Below are 16,995 nucleotides of genomic sequence, written 5' to 3'. Positions count from 1 at the left end.
TCTTATTCTCCCGTCAGCAATAGCCGTTTGTCGAAGGTATAAAGCACCTCGGCGCCCGTTTCCGTCACCAGCACCACATCTTCAATTCGTACCCCGCCCAGGTGTTCAAGGTAGATCCCCGGCTCAACGGTCAGCACCATGCCGGGCTGCAACGGGGTGCGGTCGGTAGGGGAAAAACGTGGATTTTCATGAACATCAATACCAATGGCATGGCCGGTATTATGCCCGAACTGCGGACCGTAACCTGCACGTTCAATCACGGAACGTGCGGCGCTATCGATCTGATGACAGGAAACGCCGGGGCGGATGGCATCAATAGCTGCCTGTTGTGCCGCCAGAACGATCTGGTACACCGCATAGAGAGGGTGTTCCTCCGGCGGCGTGTTTTGCCCGGCGACAAGAAAGGTCCTTGTCATATCCGAGCAATACCCCTGGTGTTGGGCGCCGAAATCAAGGGTGATCATCTCGCCAGGCATAATCACTTTGTCAGAGGCTTTGCCGTGGGGCAGCGCACCGCGCGGCCCGCTGGCGACAATGGTGTCGAAAGAGGGCTTGTCCGCGCCCTCCTGCTTCATAAACCACTCCAGCTCGGCAGCGACTTCACGTTCGCGCATACCGGGCTGAATGAAACGCCGGATGTGCTGTGCGGCGCGGTCGGCAATGCCGCATGCTGCACGGATACGGTCGATTTCGTCAGCGGTTTTTATCTGCCGCAGCGCGTCAAGCGAGGTGCTGCAAAGGGCGGTATTCAGCGTATCGCGCCACAGCACGCCTGTTTGCCAGCTCACGTATTCACCCTCAAAGCCAAGACGGGTGAGAGCTTCCTTCGCAATAATCTGGTTCACCGCCTGCGCAAACGGGTTCTCCGTGTTAAGCAGATGCATCTCATAGCCCGCCGCTCGTGAAGCGATATCGCTGTAGTAACGGAAATCCACCAGGATATGTGCCGCGGTTTGTGTCACCAGCACATATCCCGAACCGGTTGAAATGCCCAGGTGCGGCTGTTTATTCTGGCGCGAAGAGATGAGCACGCCGTCCAGTTTTTCCGCAGCCAGCCAGGCACGAAGCCTTCTCAGTAATTCCATGGTTCACCCCGTTACAGCGTGTCGATAGCGAGTTTCCCGCGCTTGTGCAGACTGTTACGAATAATCACTACCAACAGCGCGGTGATCGCCGCCCCGACCACAATACTGAGCATGTACGCTCCCAGATTGGTGACCAGTGGCCACGCCCAGATCGCCGATTCAGGGAACCACTGCACGGCACCGAGCGCGGTGGCAGTCATTGCACCGGCGATCGCGCCCGCCATATACGCCGGCAGCGTCGCAAGCGGATTTTCCAGCAGGAACGGGATGGCCCCTTCACTGATGCCCATAAAGGCGAGGAACATGGCCGTTTTGCCTTGCGGATAAAGCTGCGGACTAAACAGGCGTTTGCCGGTCAGACGATGGTCAATCAGCGTGGCCAGCCCCAGACCAATGGGCGGAATAACAATCGCCACGGCGCGGGAGGTGATGGGCAGGACATGATCGGTTGTCAGCCCCAGGCCAACAAATCCCGCCGCTTTGTTAATGGGGCCGCCAAGATCAATCGCCGTGGCCGCCGCCATCCCGATGGCGTACATCATGGAGCCCGCCTGACCCGCCGCCAGCAGTACGGTCCGCATACCTGCATTCAGCCAGCCGCCAATCGGCGTGATGATGTAATACATCGCCAGCATTACAAACAGCGCCGAGAGGATTGGGATCAGAAAGGTGCTTTTAAAGGCCAGCAGATACTGTGGAACGTTAATGCGGCTATTCAGCCATTTGACCAGATAGCCTGCGGCTATGGCGATAATCAGCGCGCCAATAAACGTGGAGGGCACGGGTTTGGTGGCAAGCCAGGTCAGTTTTTCCGCATCAAAGTTCAGCACCAGCGTCGGCTGCGTGGCGACAAGGCCACCGATAAACCCGGCCGGGAAGGCCAGTTTTCCGCCGATAGAGTTGGCGACAAAGGCGGCAAACATTGGGATGGCGAAGCTGAACAGCAGCCCGCCGAACGATTCAGTCAGATAGCCAAATTTCAATAGCGAGAGATTGAAACCGGTGAATTTGCCTGAGTTAAGCGCGTCGAGAATACCGGTGTCAGGCGGGATCTCCAGCCAGACGTAGGCGATAAGCTGTGAAATGGCGAGGATAACCCCGCCCATGATAAGTGTTGGCACCATGCGGGATATCCCCGACATAATGTGCTGTGGAAGCTCTTTCCAGAAAGACGCACCGGCGGCAACCGGTGCGGATTTGATGGCAAGTGTGTCACCCTCGTGACTGTCCGGGCGAACCGCGCTGCGTTTTTTAATAGCCATGACGAAAACCCCTGGATGTGAAGATTATTATTGTTCTGCTGCAATCATCTCTTCGATCTCTTTCAGGGTGCCTGCCGCGTTTTTAATGGCGTCCTGAAGCGTAATCTCATACACGTCGCGCGTTTCGAAGCGTTCATTGTCTTCCGGGGTGATCGCGATGGCGTGGATGATAATGTCAGCGTCGGCAATATCCTGCGGGGTCAGGCGATTCTGGATCCCGTCCGCGCCCTGGGTTTCAATTTTTACCTCATAACTGGCTTCCGTCGCCGCGTCTTCCAGCGCCTGGGCTGCCATGAAGGTATGTGCCAGGCCCATCGGGCAGGCGCACAGTGCAATCAGTTTTTTAGCCATGTGAAATTCCTCCTGTAGATAACGCCACGATTATGACGGGGAGGTTTCAGTGATGTTTACCGGATTAATAATGCTTTTGCTGGAAAAATGATGCGTGTGAGCGGAAGTGTGAGGTTAATCGTCATATCACGAAACCAATGAAAACCGGGCAAAAAGTTGCCCGGCGCAGCATCAGTAACCGGCTTTATCAATGACAAACTGTTTGCCGCAGTTGCCCGGATGCGGCTGTGGCGCAAAGGAGCCGGCAGAGAGTGGGTTGTTGATGGTGCTGGCGTTCAGCGAGATCTGCATTTCGGTCAGATAAGCCGGATTGCCGTGGCAGGTAAGCTTGAACGCTTTTACGCTCTGTTTTCCCCAGCTTTTGGCCACGGCTGCATCGAAGTCGCTGCGGCGGACGCTTTTGCCATAGTTTTCCGCCAGAAATTTTCCTGCCGCGCTGTGCTTCACTTCCTGGTTCATGCGCACCATGGTGCCGAAGTAAGCGTCGGGATCAAAACCAAAGCAGACGCCGTGTTTCGCGTATTCATAACGTTCAAGGCAGGAGTTGCCGCCCGCGCCGGGCATCACGCTGTTCAGCTTCGCCGCGCCCGTTAGCGATAGTCCGGTCTCTGCGGCGTCACATTTGCGGCTGGCTTTTGCTTCCGGCATATTCGGAACCGGACGAGTGGCGCAGCCGAAGCGCATCCAGCGGCGTTCATCCACTCCGCGAGCGGCAATCGATTTCGGCAATGCTGGCCATAAGCCGTGGACGGTCAGAAAATCGGTTTTGTTGCTGCTCTCTTTTTGCAGGCGACACTCTTCCGGTTCGTCACGGTTACGTTCGACCATGCTCTGGCAAAATCCGGTTTGCCAGGAAAGGGCCAGAACGTAGCGATCGAAATCGCCGTACTGGGTTGGCTTAAGCGGATCTGCCTGAATTGAGAAGACACAGAGTGCAAGCGCTACTGCGCCAGACGGGATAACGATATCCTTCCTGAACATTTGCTTTCCTGATTGGTTGGGCGCGATTAATTTCTGGGGGTTATTAAAGCACAAAAAGCGCCCGCAGGCGCTTTTTGGAAATCAGGAATTTCGCTTAGGCAGCGCCGGGAACCAGTACTTCGGTGGCGATAATAACGATAATCAGGCCAACCAGCACCGGCACTGACGTGCGTTTTACCACTTCAAACGGAGAGATTTTCGCCATCCCCGCAACCCCAACCACCACGCCCGATACCGGAGAAATGGTACGACCCAGGTTGGAGGCCTGAAGCATTGGAATGGACAGGTAAGCCGGGTTGATGCCGGAGGAGTGTGCCAGCTTAGGGATCATCTCAACAAAGGCGTAGAACGGCGCGTTACCGGAGCCGGTGGTCATCGCCGCCAGCATGGTCAGCACCACCAGCACCAGCATCAGGATAATGCTGGCCGAGCCGAACGAGGTGGCGATAGAGATCAGGCTCTGAATAAAGCCGATGGTGCTCAGCCCCTGGGCAAACACCCCCGCGGCAACCAGCAGCATCACCACGCCCGCGAAGGCATCCGCCATACCGCGGAAGGCTACTTCCAGACCCGTGAACACTTTCTGGGTGTTAAAACCACGAACGAACTCCAGGATGGCCGCCAGCAGCATACAGATCACCAGGATAGTGATGATGTGCAGCTGCGGGCCCCATTTGCCGTCGAAAATAAGCACGCCAATAATCGGCGTGAAGGGCAGGATGGAATAAAACGCCGGGGCGGTAGTGGTGATTTCGCTGACGTCCATCATTTCGTGGCTGACGTTCTCTTTCTTATCGAGATAGCGCTGCCAGAAGAAATGCGCCACGCCCATGCCGAGAATAGCGGTGATGGAGATCGGCAGTGTGGTTTTGAAGGCGAAGTCAATTAGCGACATTTCCGCGGCTTTTGCGGCCAACACTACGTCACCGGAAGTAGGGGAGAGAATAATCGCCGCCGGAGAGGCGCAAATAGCCGCCGCTGCGCCACGGCTGATCCCGACGTTAACCATTACCGGGAACAACGTTGCCATTAACAACACGCCAAGGCCCGTTGCTGAGGAAACGGCTAATGACATCAGACAGGCCAGGAAATAGGCCGCGACCATCAGCAGATAGGGGGAGTTAATATATTGCAGCGGCTTAGAAGCCAGCTTTACCACCATATCATTCGCGCCGATATGGGTCATATAGGCAGCAAATCCGCAGAGCATCATGATCATCATGCCCAGATCGCCGCCGCGGCTCATCAGCAGAATTTTTATATATTCCACAATATCGGTAGCGGTATATCCGGTACTGGCTTCGCTGGCGGGTAAAACCTGATGACCCATTAGCGCGCTAATGATCAGCAGCGTCAGGCCGCCGACAAATAGCACGCCGGTGGCTGAGTAACCTTTAATGATGTAGCGTGCTACACCGACAATGACCACGACTCCAATGAGGAGTTCGAGAAAAGTAAGCATGATTTCCCCTATTTCCTTGCTGCCCGAGAGACAAATAATCAATAAAAAAGAAGCTGAAATGTGCCGAATAAATGTCCAGTCCTTGCTGATTAAAATCAAGAAAGAGACTACTAAAGGCACTGATGACGATATTTTTGCTAACCCTGCGTCATTTATATTAAGACGTTATTGACCTGATGAATAGATATTATATGTCATTAAATTGATGGTGAAGTGTTAAGGTTTTGAGTATTACTTGCCGACAATCGATTTAAAACGTAAATCTCTTTAAAACCACTTCTCTTTCATTCTTTTGCCTGCTTATACTCGGTTCACTTTCTCCTGTCCGACGATCTCAATATGTACGCCAGCTGGACATATCGCCTGCGCTTTATCAAAAAACATCTGCTGATGTTTTTGCTGGCGTTTGGCTGGCTGTTGATCCAGACTCAGGTGGCCGTCGCCTCCCATCAATGTTCAATGGATTTGCGCGGCGAGGTGGCCACCATCCAGCATATGGAGATGATGGCGCAACCGGGGCCGCATTATGCTGCCGGTGCTTCACCGCTGTGTGAAAAACATTGTGTGCCGGATCAGGTACAAAAAGATCCTGCCCAGCCGCATCTGGTGGCGCTGCCTGCCGCCATGACCCTGACCTTAACTCCGCCAGAGTGCTCGTCTGCAAGCCATTCTGCGTGGTCCGTTACCCCTCCTGCTGTGGGGCCGCCGGCAACGATCCGCTATTGCCGGTTTCGGGAGTAAAAACCTGTTAATTCGTTGATTTTATTTACTTAACGTTTAACAGGAGTTTTATCATGCGTACCGTATTCCTTTCCGCGCTGGTTGGCGCGTCCGTCTCTTTCGCTTCTTATACCGTTCAGGCAAACCAGACCTGGCAGGGCCGCGGCGTGGTTCAGTCGATCTCTGACAGCGCCGTCATGCTCCGGCACGAGGCCATACCGGAACTAAAATGGTCAGCGATGACCATGCCGTTTACTTTATCTGCCGGCGCCACGCTGAATGGCACCAAACCGGGGGATGAGGTGACCTTCACGCTTGAGCGTGCGGGTGACGGTTTCCAGATTATCTCGCTGACGCCAGCGCGCTAAGCGAGGTCACCATGAAACAACACACACTGAGCCTGTGGCTCGGTGGGGTGTTGTTCGGCCTGTTAACCTCCGCCGCGCAGGCGGAGCCGTGGACGCTCGAACACACCCTGACCGAAGCCCAGCGCTACTCAGCAGAACTCTCCGCCAGCCGTAACGAAGCGCAGGCGCTGGATGCGATGGCGGATTCCGCCACGCAATTACCTGACCCAAAACTGAAATTCGGTATCGAAAACGTGCCGGTACAGGGCAGCAACGATCGGCGGCTGACGCGCGAAGGGATGACCATGCAGAAGGTTGGCATCATGCAAAGCTACGTCAGCTCAGAGAAGCGGGAACGTAAAGCGCAGACCTTTCAGGCGCAGGCGCGAAGCGTGCTGGCAAAATCCGAGGCCGTCCGCGCCGCGCTTCAGCGTGATACCGCCCAGGCCTGGCTGGATCTGGCGCTGGCCCAGCAGGCACTGAACACGGCCAGAACGCTGGTCCGTGAAACGGAACGTCAGCGCGGCGTGCAGAAGGCGAGCGTCGGGGCGGGAAGCGCAATGCCGGACAGCGTACTGGCCCTGCAAATGATCCTCAGCTCCATGCGCGACAAAGAGACGCTGGCGCAGCGGGATGTGCAGCTGGCGCAAAGCCGTCTGCTGGAGCTTACGGGGCACGCGATTACGGCGGTTCGCGGTCCGCTGCCGCGCTATCAGCGTCTTCCTGCCGATGAAAAAACGTTGCAGGAGGGGATCGTCAGGCACCCGGAAGTGGAGGCCGCACGACGTGAAGCCGAGACCGCGAAAGCGCGTTCAGCGCAATCTGCCGTGGCGGCGATACCCGATGTGGATGTGGAGGTCTATTACGCCCACCGCGCTGAAGGCTATGACGATATGGCTGGCGTGATGTTCAGCGTGGATCTGCCTCTGTTCCAGTCAAAACGTCAGGACAAGGATTACGCCGCCGATGTTTCCCGCTCTATGCAGGCGGCGGATCAACTGACGCTGCTCAAGCGCGAACACATTGCCCAGGTGCAAACGCTGGTGGCGCAGTATCAGGCTGCGCAAACGGTGTGGCAGCGACAGCGGGACGAGGTACTACCGTTGCAGCGTCAACGGCTGGCGGTACTGACGGCGCAATATCGCTCTGGACAGTCGGCGCTTCCGGCCCTGCTGGAGGCGCGTCGTGGCGTACTGGATACGGAACTGGCGGTGAACCAGGCGGAGCGCGAAATGGCGCGAACCTGGGCTGCCGTGAACTGGTTGATCCCGCAGGAGCTGGCGCAATGAAAAAAACAACGTTAATGGCGATTGCCATCGCGATAGCTGCCGCTGGCGGCTATTTTGTCGGACAGAAGCAGACGCATCAGCCGGCTGCGGCTGCACAACCCTCTGAACGTAAGGTGCTTTACTGGTACGACCCCATGGTTCCCGGTCAGCGCTTCGATAAGCCGGGTAAATCCCCCTTTATGGATATGGATCTGGTCCCGCGCTACGCTGATGAAGCGCAGGCGGCGTCAGGCGTGGCCATCAGCACTCAACAGCAGCAAAACCTGGGGATGAAAACCGCCAACGTTGAGATGCGCCAGCTGGTTTCGCCGTTCTCGGCCTTTGCCACGGTTGCAACGGATGAACGTAACGTCTCGGTGGTGTCAGCTCCGGCCAATGGCGTGGTGTCAAAATTGTTTGTTAATGCACCGCAGCAGCAGGTGAAAGCCGGAGAGGCGCTGGCGCAACTGTGGATCCCGCAATGGACCACCGCCCAGCAGGAGTATCTCGCAGTTCGTCAGCTTGGCGATGCCGCATTGACCCGCGCCGCACGCGAGCGGCTGGCGTTGCAGTTTATGCCGGAAGAGGTCATTCGTTTGCTGGAGCGTAGCGGCAAGCCGCAGACCACGCTCATCCTGCGCGCTGACCAGGCCGGCTATGTGGTGAAGCTGGACGTGCGGGAAGGGGCGCAAATCACCGCAACGGCTCCGCTGTTTGAGATCGCCAGCCTCGATCCGGTCTGGCTGGTGGTCGATTACCCGCAAACGCAGGCGCAGTCTCTGGCAGTGGGCAGCAACGTGGTCGCAACGTCAGAAAGCTGGCCGGGGGAGCAATTCCACGGCACGGTCAGCGAATTGCTGCCGCAGATGGAGACGACCACGCGAACCCTGAAAGCCCGTATTGTGATGGAAAATTCCGCACATAAGCTGAAGCCGGGTATGTACCTCTCCGTCAGGCGTGCGGAAGAGATGAAAGGCCCGCCGGTGCTGGCGGTGCCGGAAGAGGCGGTGATTAACAGCGGAGAGTCTGCGCGTCTGCTGCTGGCTACCGGGGACGGTTATTTCCGGCCTGTGACGGTGACAACCGGCCTGACGGCGCAGGGCTGGACGGCGATCCTGTCCGGGGTCAAAGAGGGCGATAAGGTGGTGACGTCCGGGCAATTCCTCATTGATTCCGAAGCCAGCCTGCGTAGCGTGATGCCGGAGGTGACGCCATGATTGCCGCTGTGATTCGCGCCTCGTTGCATAACCGCCTGCTGGTGATCCTGGCCGCGCTGATGATGGCAGGCTGGGGCTGGTGGGCGGTGCAACGCGCGCCGCTGGACGCGTTGCCCGATCTGTCTGATGTGCAGGTCATTATCAAAGCGAGTTATCCCGGGAAAGCGCCGCAGGTGATTGAAGATCAGGTGACCTGGCCGCTGACAACCTCCATGTTGTCTGTGCCGGGCGCCAAAACCGTGCGCGGTTTTTCAATGTTTGGTGACGCTTATGTGTATGTGCTGTTTGAGGATGGCACCGATCTCTACTGGGCGCGATCCCGGGTGCTGGAATATTTAAGCCAGGTACAGGCGCAGTTTCCGCCGGGCGTGAAGGTGTCGCTGGGGCCGGATGCGACGGGCGTCGGCTGGATCTACGAATATGCACTGATCGACCGTAGTGGAAAACACAGCCTGGCAGATCTGCGGGCCCTACAGGACTGGACGCTTAAGTTCGAGCTTAAGACGGTACCGAATGTATCTGAGGTGGCAAGTATTGGCGGAATGGTGCGTCAGTATCAGATCGTGGCGGACCCGGCGAAAATGCGCGCGCTGAATATTACCCACAGCCAGCTATCCGGCGCGGTGCAGGCCGCCAATAAGGAGAGCGGCGGCGCCCTGCTGGAGATGGGCGAAGCGGAGTATATGGTGCGGACAACGGGCTATTTGCGCTCGCTGGAGGATTTTCGCAATGTGGTGATCGCCACCCGCGATGGCGTACCTGTCCTGCTGAAAGATGTCGCCACCATTGGCATTGGCCCGGAGATCCGCCGGGGTGTGGCGGAGCTTAACGGTGAAGGGGAGGTTGCTGGCGGCGTAATCGTGATGCGCTACGGGCAGAACGCGCTGGAAACCCTTCGCGCGGTAAAAGCGAAACTGAGCGAGCTGCAAAAAACGCTGCCGCAGGGCGTCGAGATTGTTCCGGTCTACGATCGTTCCACGCTGATTGAGGACTCGGTCAAAACGCTGACGCACAAGCTGCTCGAAGAGTTTGCCGTGGTGGTACTGGTGTGTGCGCTGTTCCTGTTCCACCTGCGCTCCGCGCTGGTGGCGATGGTCTCTCTGCCGCTGGGGATCCTCGGGGCTTTTGTGGTGATGCACTATCAGGGCATTAACGCGAATATGATGTCGCTCGGCGGGATCGCCATTGCCATCGGGGCGATGGTGGATGCCGCAATTGTGATGATTGAAAACATGCACAAGGTGCTGGAGCAGTGGCGGCATGATAATCCGGGCAAGGAGCCCGCGCCGGGGGAATACTGGCGTCTGGCGGAAAAGGCGGCGGTTGAAGTGGGACCGGCGCTGTTTTGCAGCCTGTTAATCATCACGCTGTCATTTATACCGGTTTTTTCGCTGGAAGCGCAGGAGGGGAGAATGTTCTCGCCGCTGGCGTTCACCAAAACCTGGTCGATGGCCGTGGCCGCCGGGCTTGGGATCACCCTGGTGCCGGTGCTAATGGGCTTTTTCATTCGCGGGAAAATCCCGGATGAGAAGGCAAACCCGATCAACCGCCTCCTGATCCGCCTGTATGAGCCGCTGCTGGACAAGGTACTGACCTTCCCGAAAACGACGCTGGCACTGGCATGTCTGCTGCTGATCGCCACGCTCTGGCCGCTGAGCCGCCTGGGAAGCGAATTTATGCCGCCGCTGGATGAAGGAGATTTACTCTATATGCCCTCCACGCTGCCGGGGATCTCTGCTCGCGAGGCATCACGGCTGCTTCAGCAGACGGACCGCTTGATCAAAAGCGTCCCGGAGGTGGCGAGCGTGTTTGGCAAAGCCGGTCGGGCAGAGTCGGCAACCGATCCCGCGCCATTAACCATGCTGGAAACAACCATCCACTTTAAGCCCCGCGAGCAGTGGCGGCCAGGAATGACGCCGCAAAAGCTGGTGGAGGAGCTCGATAAAACCGTGTCGCTGCCGGGCATTGCCAATGTGTGGGTGCCGCCTGTCCGTAACCGTCTGGACATGCTGGCAACCGGGATCAAAAGCCCGGTCGGCATTAAGGTGAACGGCAATAATATTGCCGACATTGAGCGTGTGGCCCGGCAGATTGAGCAGGTGGTGAAGGACGTTCCTGGCGTCTCCTCTGCGCTGGCGGAGCGTCTGGAAGGCGGACGCTACGTGGATATTCGTATCGATCGGCAAAAAGCCGCGCGCTACGGCGTTTCCGTCGATGAACTGCAAAGCCTGGTCTCCACGCTGGTCGGGGGCGATAACATTGGCGAGGTGATCCAGGGACGCGAGCGGTATCCCATCAACCTGCGTTATCCCCGCGATTTGCGTGATAACGTCGACGCGTTGCGGGTGTTGCCGGTAGTGACCGCCAGCGGTAGCCAGGTGGCGCTGGGGGAATTGGCCGATATCGTCGTGACGGAAGGCCCACCGATGCTAAAAAGTGAAAACGCGCGCCTTTCCAGCTGGATCTATGTTGACTTGCGCGGGCGCGATCTGAAGTCCGCCGTGGATGAAATGCAAAAACGGGTGGAGGAGAAGGTGGTATTGCCGCAGGGCGTGTCTCTCTCCTGGTCCGGGCAGTTTGAATATCTGGAACGGGCGACCGCGAGGCTCAAAATAGTTTTACCTGTCACGCTGATGATTATATTCGTCCTTTTATGGTTAACCTTCAGGCGGATATCAAATGTCCTGATAATAATGGGGGCATTGCCGTTCGCGCTTATTGGGGGCGTGTGGTTATTGTGGCTGCTTGAATATAATTTGTCAGTGGCGGGGGCCGTTGGCTTTATCGCCCTTTCCGGAGTGGCGGCAGAATTCGGCGTAATTATGGTTCTTTATTTGAATCATGCGATCGATAAATATCACAGGCTGGAGCCAGAAGGGGGAAATACGGTGCTGATGCGGGCGATCCACGAAGGTGCCGTGCTGCGCGTGCGTCCGAAGGTGATGACGGTCGCCACTATTATGGCAGGACTGCTGCCCATCATGTGGGGGAGTGGGAGTGGCTCGGAGGTGATGCAACGTATTGCCGCGCCGATGATTGGTGGCATGGTAACGGCACCGTTATTGTCGATGTTAGTTATTCCCGCACTCTACAAATTGTTACATCAACGTTAAATATGTCAACTGCATGTGCTTATTCAGGTATGCAGTTTATGTATCCTCAGATTATTCCCAGGAACGGGATGGTAATTAGGAATAACACCCATGCTGTTAAGCGTTCATTCAAGTATTCTGTGTTAAGGTCTGCACCGAATACTAAATATGGTAATGGCATTGTGATTGTACGAATTAAATTCCCCCTGATTTTGTTGTTTATTATTGGGCAGTTATCGTGTGCGTCTACTGTTAATGCAGACAGCAATACAGCGGATAAAGGCTGGTTCACCACCTTCACGGATAACGTCGCGCAAACATGGAATGAACCTGAGCATTACGATCTCTATATTCCGGCCATTACGTGGCATGCACGTTTCGCCTACGATAAAGAAAAAACAGACCGTTATAACGAACGTCCGTGGGGGGCCGGCTTCGGTCAGTCTCGCTGGGATGAAAAAGGTAACTGGCATGGCCTGTACCTGATGGCGTTTAAGGACTCCTACAATAAATGGGAGCCTATTGGCGGTTACGGCTGGGAAAAAACCTGGCGTCCGTTATCAGACGACAACTTCCGTCTCGGGCTGGGCTATACGGCAGGGTTTACGGCGCGTGATAACTGGAAATACATTCCTGTTCCGGTACTGCTGCCGCTTGCCTCCATTGGTTACGGTCCGGCGACGTTTCAGATGACCTACATACCGGGTACCTATAACAACGGTAACGTTTACTTTGCCTGGATGCGGTTTCAGTTTTAACTGAATTTTTCTGCTAAATCGGCCAAAAAATGCACAGACATGGAAATGTAAAGAATAAAAATCGGACAGCGAAAATTAACGCGACTTTTGTCACTTTTTATCAAAGATCCGCTGGACAAAACGCCTCACAATTGTTGTACTGATACCCGACACAGCATTTGTGTCGTTTTTTAATGTAAAGGTAATTTTGATGTCTAAGATTAAAGGTAACGTTAAGTGGTTTAATGAGTCCAAAGGATTCGGTTTCATTACTCCTGAAGATGGCAGCAAAGACGTGTTCGTACACTTCTCTGCAATCCAGTCTAATGGTTTCAAAACTCTGGCTGAAGGTCAGCGCGTAGAGTTCGAAATCACTAACGGTGCCAAAGGCCCTTCTGCTGCTAACGTAATCGCTCTGTAATTCAGACGCGTCAGCAAGAATTTCAAAACCCGCTCAATGAGCGGGTTTTTTTCGTTCTGAATCAACCGATAAGATAGATCTTCAGGAAGCTGGCGACGATCGCGACGCTTAGCAATACCATACCCACGCCTAAGAGATTTTCTTTCATGCTATCACCCTCGTTCAATATTGAGCCAAGAGTGACAGAGAAAAATTAAGCCAACATTAAGGTTGCCGTGCTTAATGTCCGCTGGCGGAGGAAAATAACCAGAATGCGATCGCAGTCATCGCAAACGAGCCAAGCATGTTAACGGCAATGTTCGTCAGCGCCCAGCCCATCCGGCCTTCCTGAAACAGAAACACCACCTCCGCAGAGAAGGTAGAAAACGTTGTTAAGCCGCCGCAGAAACCGGTTGTAATCAGAACCTTCCACATAGGGTCGATGTTGGTCATGCGATTAAACCAGGCCAGCCCCATCCCAATAATAAACGCCCCGATCAGATTTGCCGCCAGTGTCCCCATCGGAATGGCCTGATGCAGAGGGTTAAACCGCATGCTTAAGAGCCACCGCGCAACGCTACCCGTGCCTCCACCAATAAAAACGGCTATAAGTAGTTGTAACACTGTCAATACCTGCTATTTGCTGTGTAAGTGCGTCGAGTGTAACGCTGTTTTTGACCGGGAGACAATTATGTATGTTGCAGTAGGGCAGTTCGCGGTGACGCCGGACTGGAATGAAAACGCGGAAAAATGCGTCTCCCTGATGCATGCGGCGAAGCAAAAGGGGGCGTCGTTGCTGGTACTTCCCGAGGCGTTACTGGCCCGTGATGATGGCGATCCGGACCTGTCGGTAAAGTCTGCGCAAACGCTGGAAGGGGCGTTTCTGAAACGACTGCTGGCCGAAAGCGTTGGCAACACGCTCACCACCATATTGACGGTCCATATTCCGTCCTCGCCGGGGCGCGCGGTGAACACGCTGGTGGCGATACGTGAGGGTGCCATTGTCGCGAGCTACGCCAAACTTCATCTGTATGATGCGTTCAGCGTTAAGGAGTCGCGCCTGGTCGATCCGGGGAGTGTAATTCCGCCGCTGATTGAGGTGGAGGGTTTTAAGGTTGGCCTGATGACCTGCTACGATATCCGTTTTCCCGAGCTGGCGCTGAACCTGGCATTGCAGGGGGCGGAGGTGCTGGTTCTGCCCGCCGCGTGGGTCAAAGGACCGCTTAAGGAGCATCACTGGGCGACGCTGCTGGCAGCACGCGCGCTGGATACCACCTGTTACGTGGTAGCCGCGGGTGAATGTGGTAACAAAAATATTGGGCAGAGCAGGGTTGTCGATCCGCTGGGGGTGACGGTTGTTGCGGCAGCGGAGACGCCTGCGTTATTGCTGACGGAGATAATTTCAGCCCGAATAGCGCTTGCGCGGCAGCAATTACCTGTTCTGCGCAACCGCAGGTTTGCGCCACCGCAATTAATGTGATGTTTTTTTCAACAATGCTTGATTCACCTTGTTACAGATTGCTATTGTGTGCACGCGCCAAATGACCGTTAATACGTTCAGGTTTTTTGGCGGAATGCAGCCTGTTTCATGTAAAGAAGGTATTTATGGGTGAGATTAGTATTACCAAACTGCTGGTGGTTGCCGCACTGGTCGTCCTGCTGTTCGGTACCAAGAAGTTACGCACGCTGGGTGGAGACCTGGGTGCTGCCATTAAGGGCTTTAAGAAAGCAATGAACGATGACGACGCGGCAGCGAAGAAAAGTGCCGAAGATGACATCACTGCACAGAAGCTTTCACACAAAGAGTAATGGCAATGCTGCAAGGCTTGCATAAAAAAACCGGCTCACGAGGCCGGTTTTTTGTTTTACTGTAAATAAATTTTACAGCTTTATTTCACTTCTTCGCCCTTCGCCTGCATATCGGCGTGATAAGAGGAGCGAACAAACGGACCGCACGCGGCATGGGTAAAGCCCATCGCCATCGCTTCGGCTTTCATTTCATCGAACTCATCCGGGCTTACGTAACGCTGTACAGGCAGGTGGTGACGGCTTGGCTGGAGGTACTGGCCCAGCGTCAGCATGGTGACGCCGTGGCGGCGCAGATCGCGCATCACTTCAATGATCTCAGCGTTGGTTTCACCCAGGCCGACCATCAGACCAGACTTGGTTGGAATATGCGGATGGGCTTCTTTAAAGCGTTCCAGCAGCTTCAGCGACCAGTTGTAGTCTGCACCGGGACGTACCTGACGGTAGATACGCGGTACGTTCTCCAGGTTGTGGTTGAACACGTCTGGTGGCGTCGCGGTCAGGATATCGAGCGCGCGATCCATACGGCCACGGAAATCCGGCACCAGCGTCTCAATCTTAATGTTCGGGCTTTTTTCGCGGATGGCGGTAATACAGTCAGCAAAATGCTGAGCACCGCCATCGCGCAGATCGTCACGGTCAACGGAGGTAATAACAACATAACGCAGCGCCATATCGGCAATCGTCTGCGCCAGTTTTTGCGGTTCGTTAGCGTCTGGCGCAACAGGACGGCCATGGGCAACGTCACAGAACGGACAGCGGCGGGTGCAGATGGCACCCAGAATCATAAATGTCGCGGTACCGTGATTGAAACATTCAGCAAGGTTAGGGCACGAGGCCTCTTCACAGACAGAGTGAAGACCATTTTTGCGCATCGCCGCTTTGATCCCCTGGATACGCGAAGAGTCGGCCGGAAGTTTGATTTTCATCCATTCCGGTTTTCTTAACAGCGCCTCGCGCTCTGTAGCCACGTTTTTAACCGGGATAAGGGCCATTTTATCGGCATCGCGGTATTTAACACCGCGTTCCATCACAATGGGTTTACTCATAGCGTGCGTGTTCCAGTTGCGAATATCGAAGGAAAGCGTTTCAATTCAAGGGAATGTTGTAATTATCAACTATTTTTGAACGAACGACAGGCAGTATATCATTTAAAGGGGCGATAAAGCAGCCTGCCAGGTCGCCAATTTGTAAAATAGTTGTTGTTTTGTGCCTTTTGCCCCGCTTGCGGCAGGGGCTTGCGCTGAAAGGCGGGATCAGAAAGCCTGGCGGATCACGTTAATGACGTTTTCCAGCACCGGATCGCGCAGGCTTAGCTTGTTGTAATGCAGTGAGATTTCAACAGATTCCGTCGTAAGTTGACTCAATGGAATGCTCTCCAGCGGCCAGCATTTTTGAAGCAAAGCGAAGAGACGCACAGGCATAATACAGAGCAAATCGCTGCTGCCAATCAGGGCCGCGAGGGTAAACATATTGTAACTGCTGAAGCTGATCAGACGGTCCGGGAACAGTTCGTCAATACGCTGGCGCAGCGGATCCGGGCCCTGCCCCTCGGACATAAAGGTTGCATGTTCGTAATGACGCAAATTTTCAGGCGTTAAAGGTGCGCTCAATACAGGATGATTCTGACGACAAACGAGCGCCAGAGAGTCGGTATAGAGAACGTTATGCCCTAATGCTCTGGCCGCGAAGCTGTTGCTGTCGATGATCAGGTCCGTCTGGAATTGCGCCAGCTGAGTTTCCGGATCGTTAACGGGCACATTGCGGATCAGCAGCTGTGGCGCATGCTGTTTAACAGCCTGGTAAATAGCGGGCATGACCAGAACGCCCACAGAGGGAGAAGTGCCTATGGTGATGGTTCGTTGCTTATCGTAACTGCCGGTGAGATCCAGCGCGCCCAGAATCGATTCCAGACCCTGGCTGATGTACTCATGCAGATGGGTTGCGTACGCGGTGGGGGTTACGCCCTGGCCTTTACGAATAAATAAGGGATCGGGAAATATCGCGCGCAATTTTTGAATTGACTGGCTAATAGCAGAGGGTGTGAGATTAAGAATTTTCGCAGCATTAACGATACCTTTGTGGACATATACCGCCTCAAAAATAGTCAATAAATTGAGATCAATATTACGTAAAGTCCGGAAAATTTGCGGCTTATCTTCGCCGCTGGTTTCATTCAGGCGTTTGGCTGGTAAATTAGTAGGCTCCACGCTCTTACTCCGTATCCATTCACAATATGAATGATAGTTGAATTTATTTATTATGCT

The 16,995-nt window shown here is 55.0% G+C and carries 17 protein-coding genes; 9 read left to right on the top strand and 8 right to left on the bottom strand.

Annotated elements, in window-relative coordinates; genetic code table 11:
* Window positions 1-2: 2 nt before the first annotated feature.
* The 5 genes from ypdF to dcuC all read right to left on the bottom strand — a co-directional run bounded on the left by ypdF (window position 3) and on the right by dcuC (window position 5,141).
* Entirely contained in the window at window positions 3-1,085 is a 1,083-nt protein-coding gene (ypdF, locus tag AM329_RS10865; protein ID WP_032608839.1) for an aminopeptidase, read from the bottom strand.
* 11 nt (window positions 1,086-1,096) lie between these two features.
* Complete coding sequence (locus AM329_RS10860) at window positions 1,097-2,347, bottom strand: PTS fructose transporter subunit IIC (RefSeq protein WP_003858745.1); 1,251 nt, start codon at window positions 2,345-2,347, stop codon at window positions 1,097-1,099.
* Window positions 2,348-2,374: 27 nt separating this feature from the next.
* Window positions 2,375-2,698, bottom strand: coding sequence for a PTS fructose transporter subunit IIB (locus AM329_RS10855; RefSeq protein ID WP_032608840.1), 324 nt, complete (start codon window positions 2,696-2,698; stop codon window positions 2,375-2,377).
* Between the two features lie 171 nt (window positions 2,699-2,869).
* Window positions 2,870-3,679 (bottom strand): ribonuclease I, encoded by an 810-nt coding sequence (rna, locus tag AM329_RS10850; RefSeq protein WP_023324308.1) that lies wholly within the window; start codon window positions 3,677-3,679, stop codon window positions 2,870-2,872.
* 94 nt (window positions 3,680-3,773) lie between these two features.
* Window positions 3,774-5,141 carry an anaerobic C4-dicarboxylate transporter DcuC gene (gene dcuC / locus AM329_RS10845; protein WP_032608842.1) on the bottom strand — a complete coding sequence of 456 codons (1,368 nt, stop codon included), beginning with the start codon at window positions 5,139-5,141 and terminating at the stop codon, window positions 3,774-3,776.
* A 339-nt stretch (window positions 5,142-5,480) separates the two neighbouring features.
* Between dcuC and AM329_RS10840 the strand changes: the two genes are divergently transcribed.
* The 7 genes from AM329_RS10840 to cspE all read left to right on the top strand — a co-directional run bounded on the left by AM329_RS10840 (window position 5,481) and on the right by cspE (window position 12,943).
* Window positions 5,481-5,882, top strand: coding sequence for a hypothetical protein (locus AM329_RS10840; protein WP_032608844.1), 402 nt, complete (start codon window positions 5,481-5,483; stop codon window positions 5,880-5,882).
* A gap of 53 nt (window positions 5,883-5,935) precedes the next feature.
* A complete protein-coding gene (locus AM329_RS10835) occupies window positions 5,936-6,229 on the top strand; it encodes a copper-binding protein (RefSeq protein ID WP_032608845.1) in 294 nt (97 codons plus the stop codon).
* An 11-nt stretch (window positions 6,230-6,240) separates the two neighbouring features.
* Window positions 6,241-7,497, top strand: a complete 1,257-nt coding sequence (locus AM329_RS10830; protein WP_032608846.1) for a TolC family protein — start codon at window positions 6,241-6,243, stop codon at window positions 7,495-7,497.
* The gene (locus AM329_RS10825; RefSeq protein ID WP_032608848.1) at window positions 7,494-8,693 is read left to right on the top strand and encodes an efflux RND transporter periplasmic adaptor subunit; all 1,200 of its coding nucleotides are present in this window, start codon (window positions 7,494-7,496) and stop codon (window positions 8,691-8,693) included. The genes AM329_RS10830 and AM329_RS10825 overlap by 4 nt, the downstream gene beginning before the upstream one ends.
* A complete protein-coding gene (locus AM329_RS10820) occupies window positions 8,690-11,806 on the top strand; it encodes an efflux RND transporter permease subunit (RefSeq protein ID WP_032608849.1) in 3,117 nt (1,038 codons plus the stop codon). Before AM329_RS10825 ends, AM329_RS10820 begins: the two co-directional genes overlap by 4 nt.
* Window positions 11,807-11,967: 161 nt before the next feature.
* Window positions 11,968-12,543, top strand: coding sequence for a lipid IV(A) palmitoyltransferase PagP (pagP, locus tag AM329_RS10815; protein WP_032608850.1), 576 nt, complete (start codon window positions 11,968-11,970; stop codon window positions 12,541-12,543).
* Window positions 12,544-12,733: 190 nt separating this feature from the next.
* Window positions 12,734-12,943, top strand: coding sequence for a transcription antiterminator/RNA stability regulator CspE (gene cspE / locus AM329_RS10810; protein WP_002439184.1), 210 nt, complete (start codon window positions 12,734-12,736; stop codon window positions 12,941-12,943).
* 219 nt (window positions 12,944-13,162) lie between these two features.
* On the opposite strand, the gene crcB is transcribed toward cspE, so the two are convergent.
* On the bottom strand, window positions 13,163-13,546 hold the full coding sequence (gene crcB, locus AM329_RS10805) for a fluoride efflux transporter CrcB (protein ID WP_017382474.1): 384 nt from the start codon (window positions 13,544-13,546) through the stop codon (window positions 13,163-13,165).
* 67 nt (window positions 13,547-13,613) lie between these two features.
* On the opposite strand from crcB, the gene AM329_RS10800 reads away from it, so the two are divergent.
* A complete protein-coding gene (locus AM329_RS10800; protein WP_039264668.1) occupies window positions 13,614-14,402 on the top strand; it encodes a deaminated glutathione amidase in 789 nt (262 codons plus the stop codon).
* Between the two features lie 125 nt (window positions 14,403-14,527).
* A complete protein-coding gene (gene tatE / locus AM329_RS10795; RefSeq protein ID WP_003858723.1) occupies window positions 14,528-14,731 on the top strand; it encodes a twin-arginine translocase subunit TatE in 204 nt (67 codons plus the stop codon).
* Between the two features lie 80 nt (window positions 14,732-14,811).
* Here the strand turns inward: tatE and lipA are convergent, their stop codons facing one another.
* Both lipA and AM329_RS10785 read right to left on the bottom strand, forming a co-directional pair.
* Complete coding sequence (lipA, locus tag AM329_RS10790) at window positions 14,812-15,777, bottom strand: lipoyl synthase (protein WP_006809637.1); 966 nt, start codon at window positions 15,775-15,777, stop codon at window positions 14,812-14,814.
* Between the two features lie 207 nt (window positions 15,778-15,984).
* On the bottom strand, window positions 15,985-16,938 hold the full coding sequence (locus AM329_RS10785) for a YbeF family transcriptional regulator (protein WP_023315623.1): 954 nt from the start codon (window positions 16,936-16,938) through the stop codon (window positions 15,985-15,987).
* Between the last annotated feature and the right edge of the window lie 57 nt (window positions 16,939-16,995).

This window comes from Enterobacter cloacae complex sp. AR_0002 (genome assembly GCF_001922365.1).
Lineage (GTDB): Bacteria > Pseudomonadota > Gammaproteobacteria > Enterobacterales > Enterobacteriaceae > Enterobacter > Enterobacter hormaechei_C.
The sequence above is the reverse complement of the archived record's forward strand: the minus strand, read 5'-3'. Positions and strand labels throughout refer to the sequence as shown.

Coding starts and splice junctions, on each gene's coding strand:
- AM329_RS10800 (WP_039264668.1), top strand. CDS start 13,614: ATGTATGTTGCAGTAGGGCAGTTCGCGGTGACGCCGGACTGGAATGAA.
- tatE (WP_003858723.1), top strand. CDS start 14,528: ATGGGTGAGATTAGTATTACCAAACTGCTGGTGGTTGCCGCACTGGTC.
- AM329_RS10855 (WP_032608840.1), bottom strand. CDS start 2,698: ATGGCTAAAAAACTGATTGCACTGTGCGCCTGCCCGATGGGCCTGGCA.
- cspE (WP_002439184.1), top strand. CDS start 12,734: ATGTCTAAGATTAAAGGTAACGTTAAGTGGTTTAATGAGTCCAAAGGA.
- AM329_RS10825 (WP_032608848.1), top strand. CDS start 7,494: ATGAAAAAAACAACGTTAATGGCGATTGCCATCGCGATAGCTGCCGCT.
- AM329_RS10835 (WP_032608845.1), top strand. CDS start 5,936: ATGCGTACCGTATTCCTTTCCGCGCTGGTTGGCGCGTCCGTCTCTTTC.
- AM329_RS10860 (WP_003858745.1), bottom strand. CDS start 2,347: ATGGCTATTAAAAAACGCAGCGCGGTTCGCCCGGACAGTCACGAGGGT.
- ypdF (WP_032608839.1), bottom strand. CDS start 1,085: ATGGAATTACTGAGAAGGCTTCGTGCCTGGCTGGCTGCGGAAAAACTG.
- dcuC (WP_032608842.1), bottom strand. CDS start 5,141: ATGCTTACTTTTCTCGAACTCCTCATTGGAGTCGTGGTCATTGTCGGT.
- AM329_RS10840 (WP_032608844.1), top strand. CDS start 5,481: ATGTACGCCAGCTGGACATATCGCCTGCGCTTTATCAAAAAACATCTG.
- rna (WP_023324308.1), bottom strand. CDS start 3,679: ATGTTCAGGAAGGATATCGTTATCCCGTCTGGCGCAGTAGCGCTTGCA.
- lipA (WP_006809637.1), bottom strand. CDS start 15,777: ATGAGTAAACCCATTGTGATGGAACGCGGTGTTAAATACCGCGATGCC.
- AM329_RS10820 (WP_032608849.1), top strand. CDS start 8,690: ATGATTGCCGCTGTGATTCGCGCCTCGTTGCATAACCGCCTGCTGGTG.
- AM329_RS10830 (WP_032608846.1), top strand. CDS start 6,241: ATGAAACAACACACACTGAGCCTGTGGCTCGGTGGGGTGTTGTTCGGC.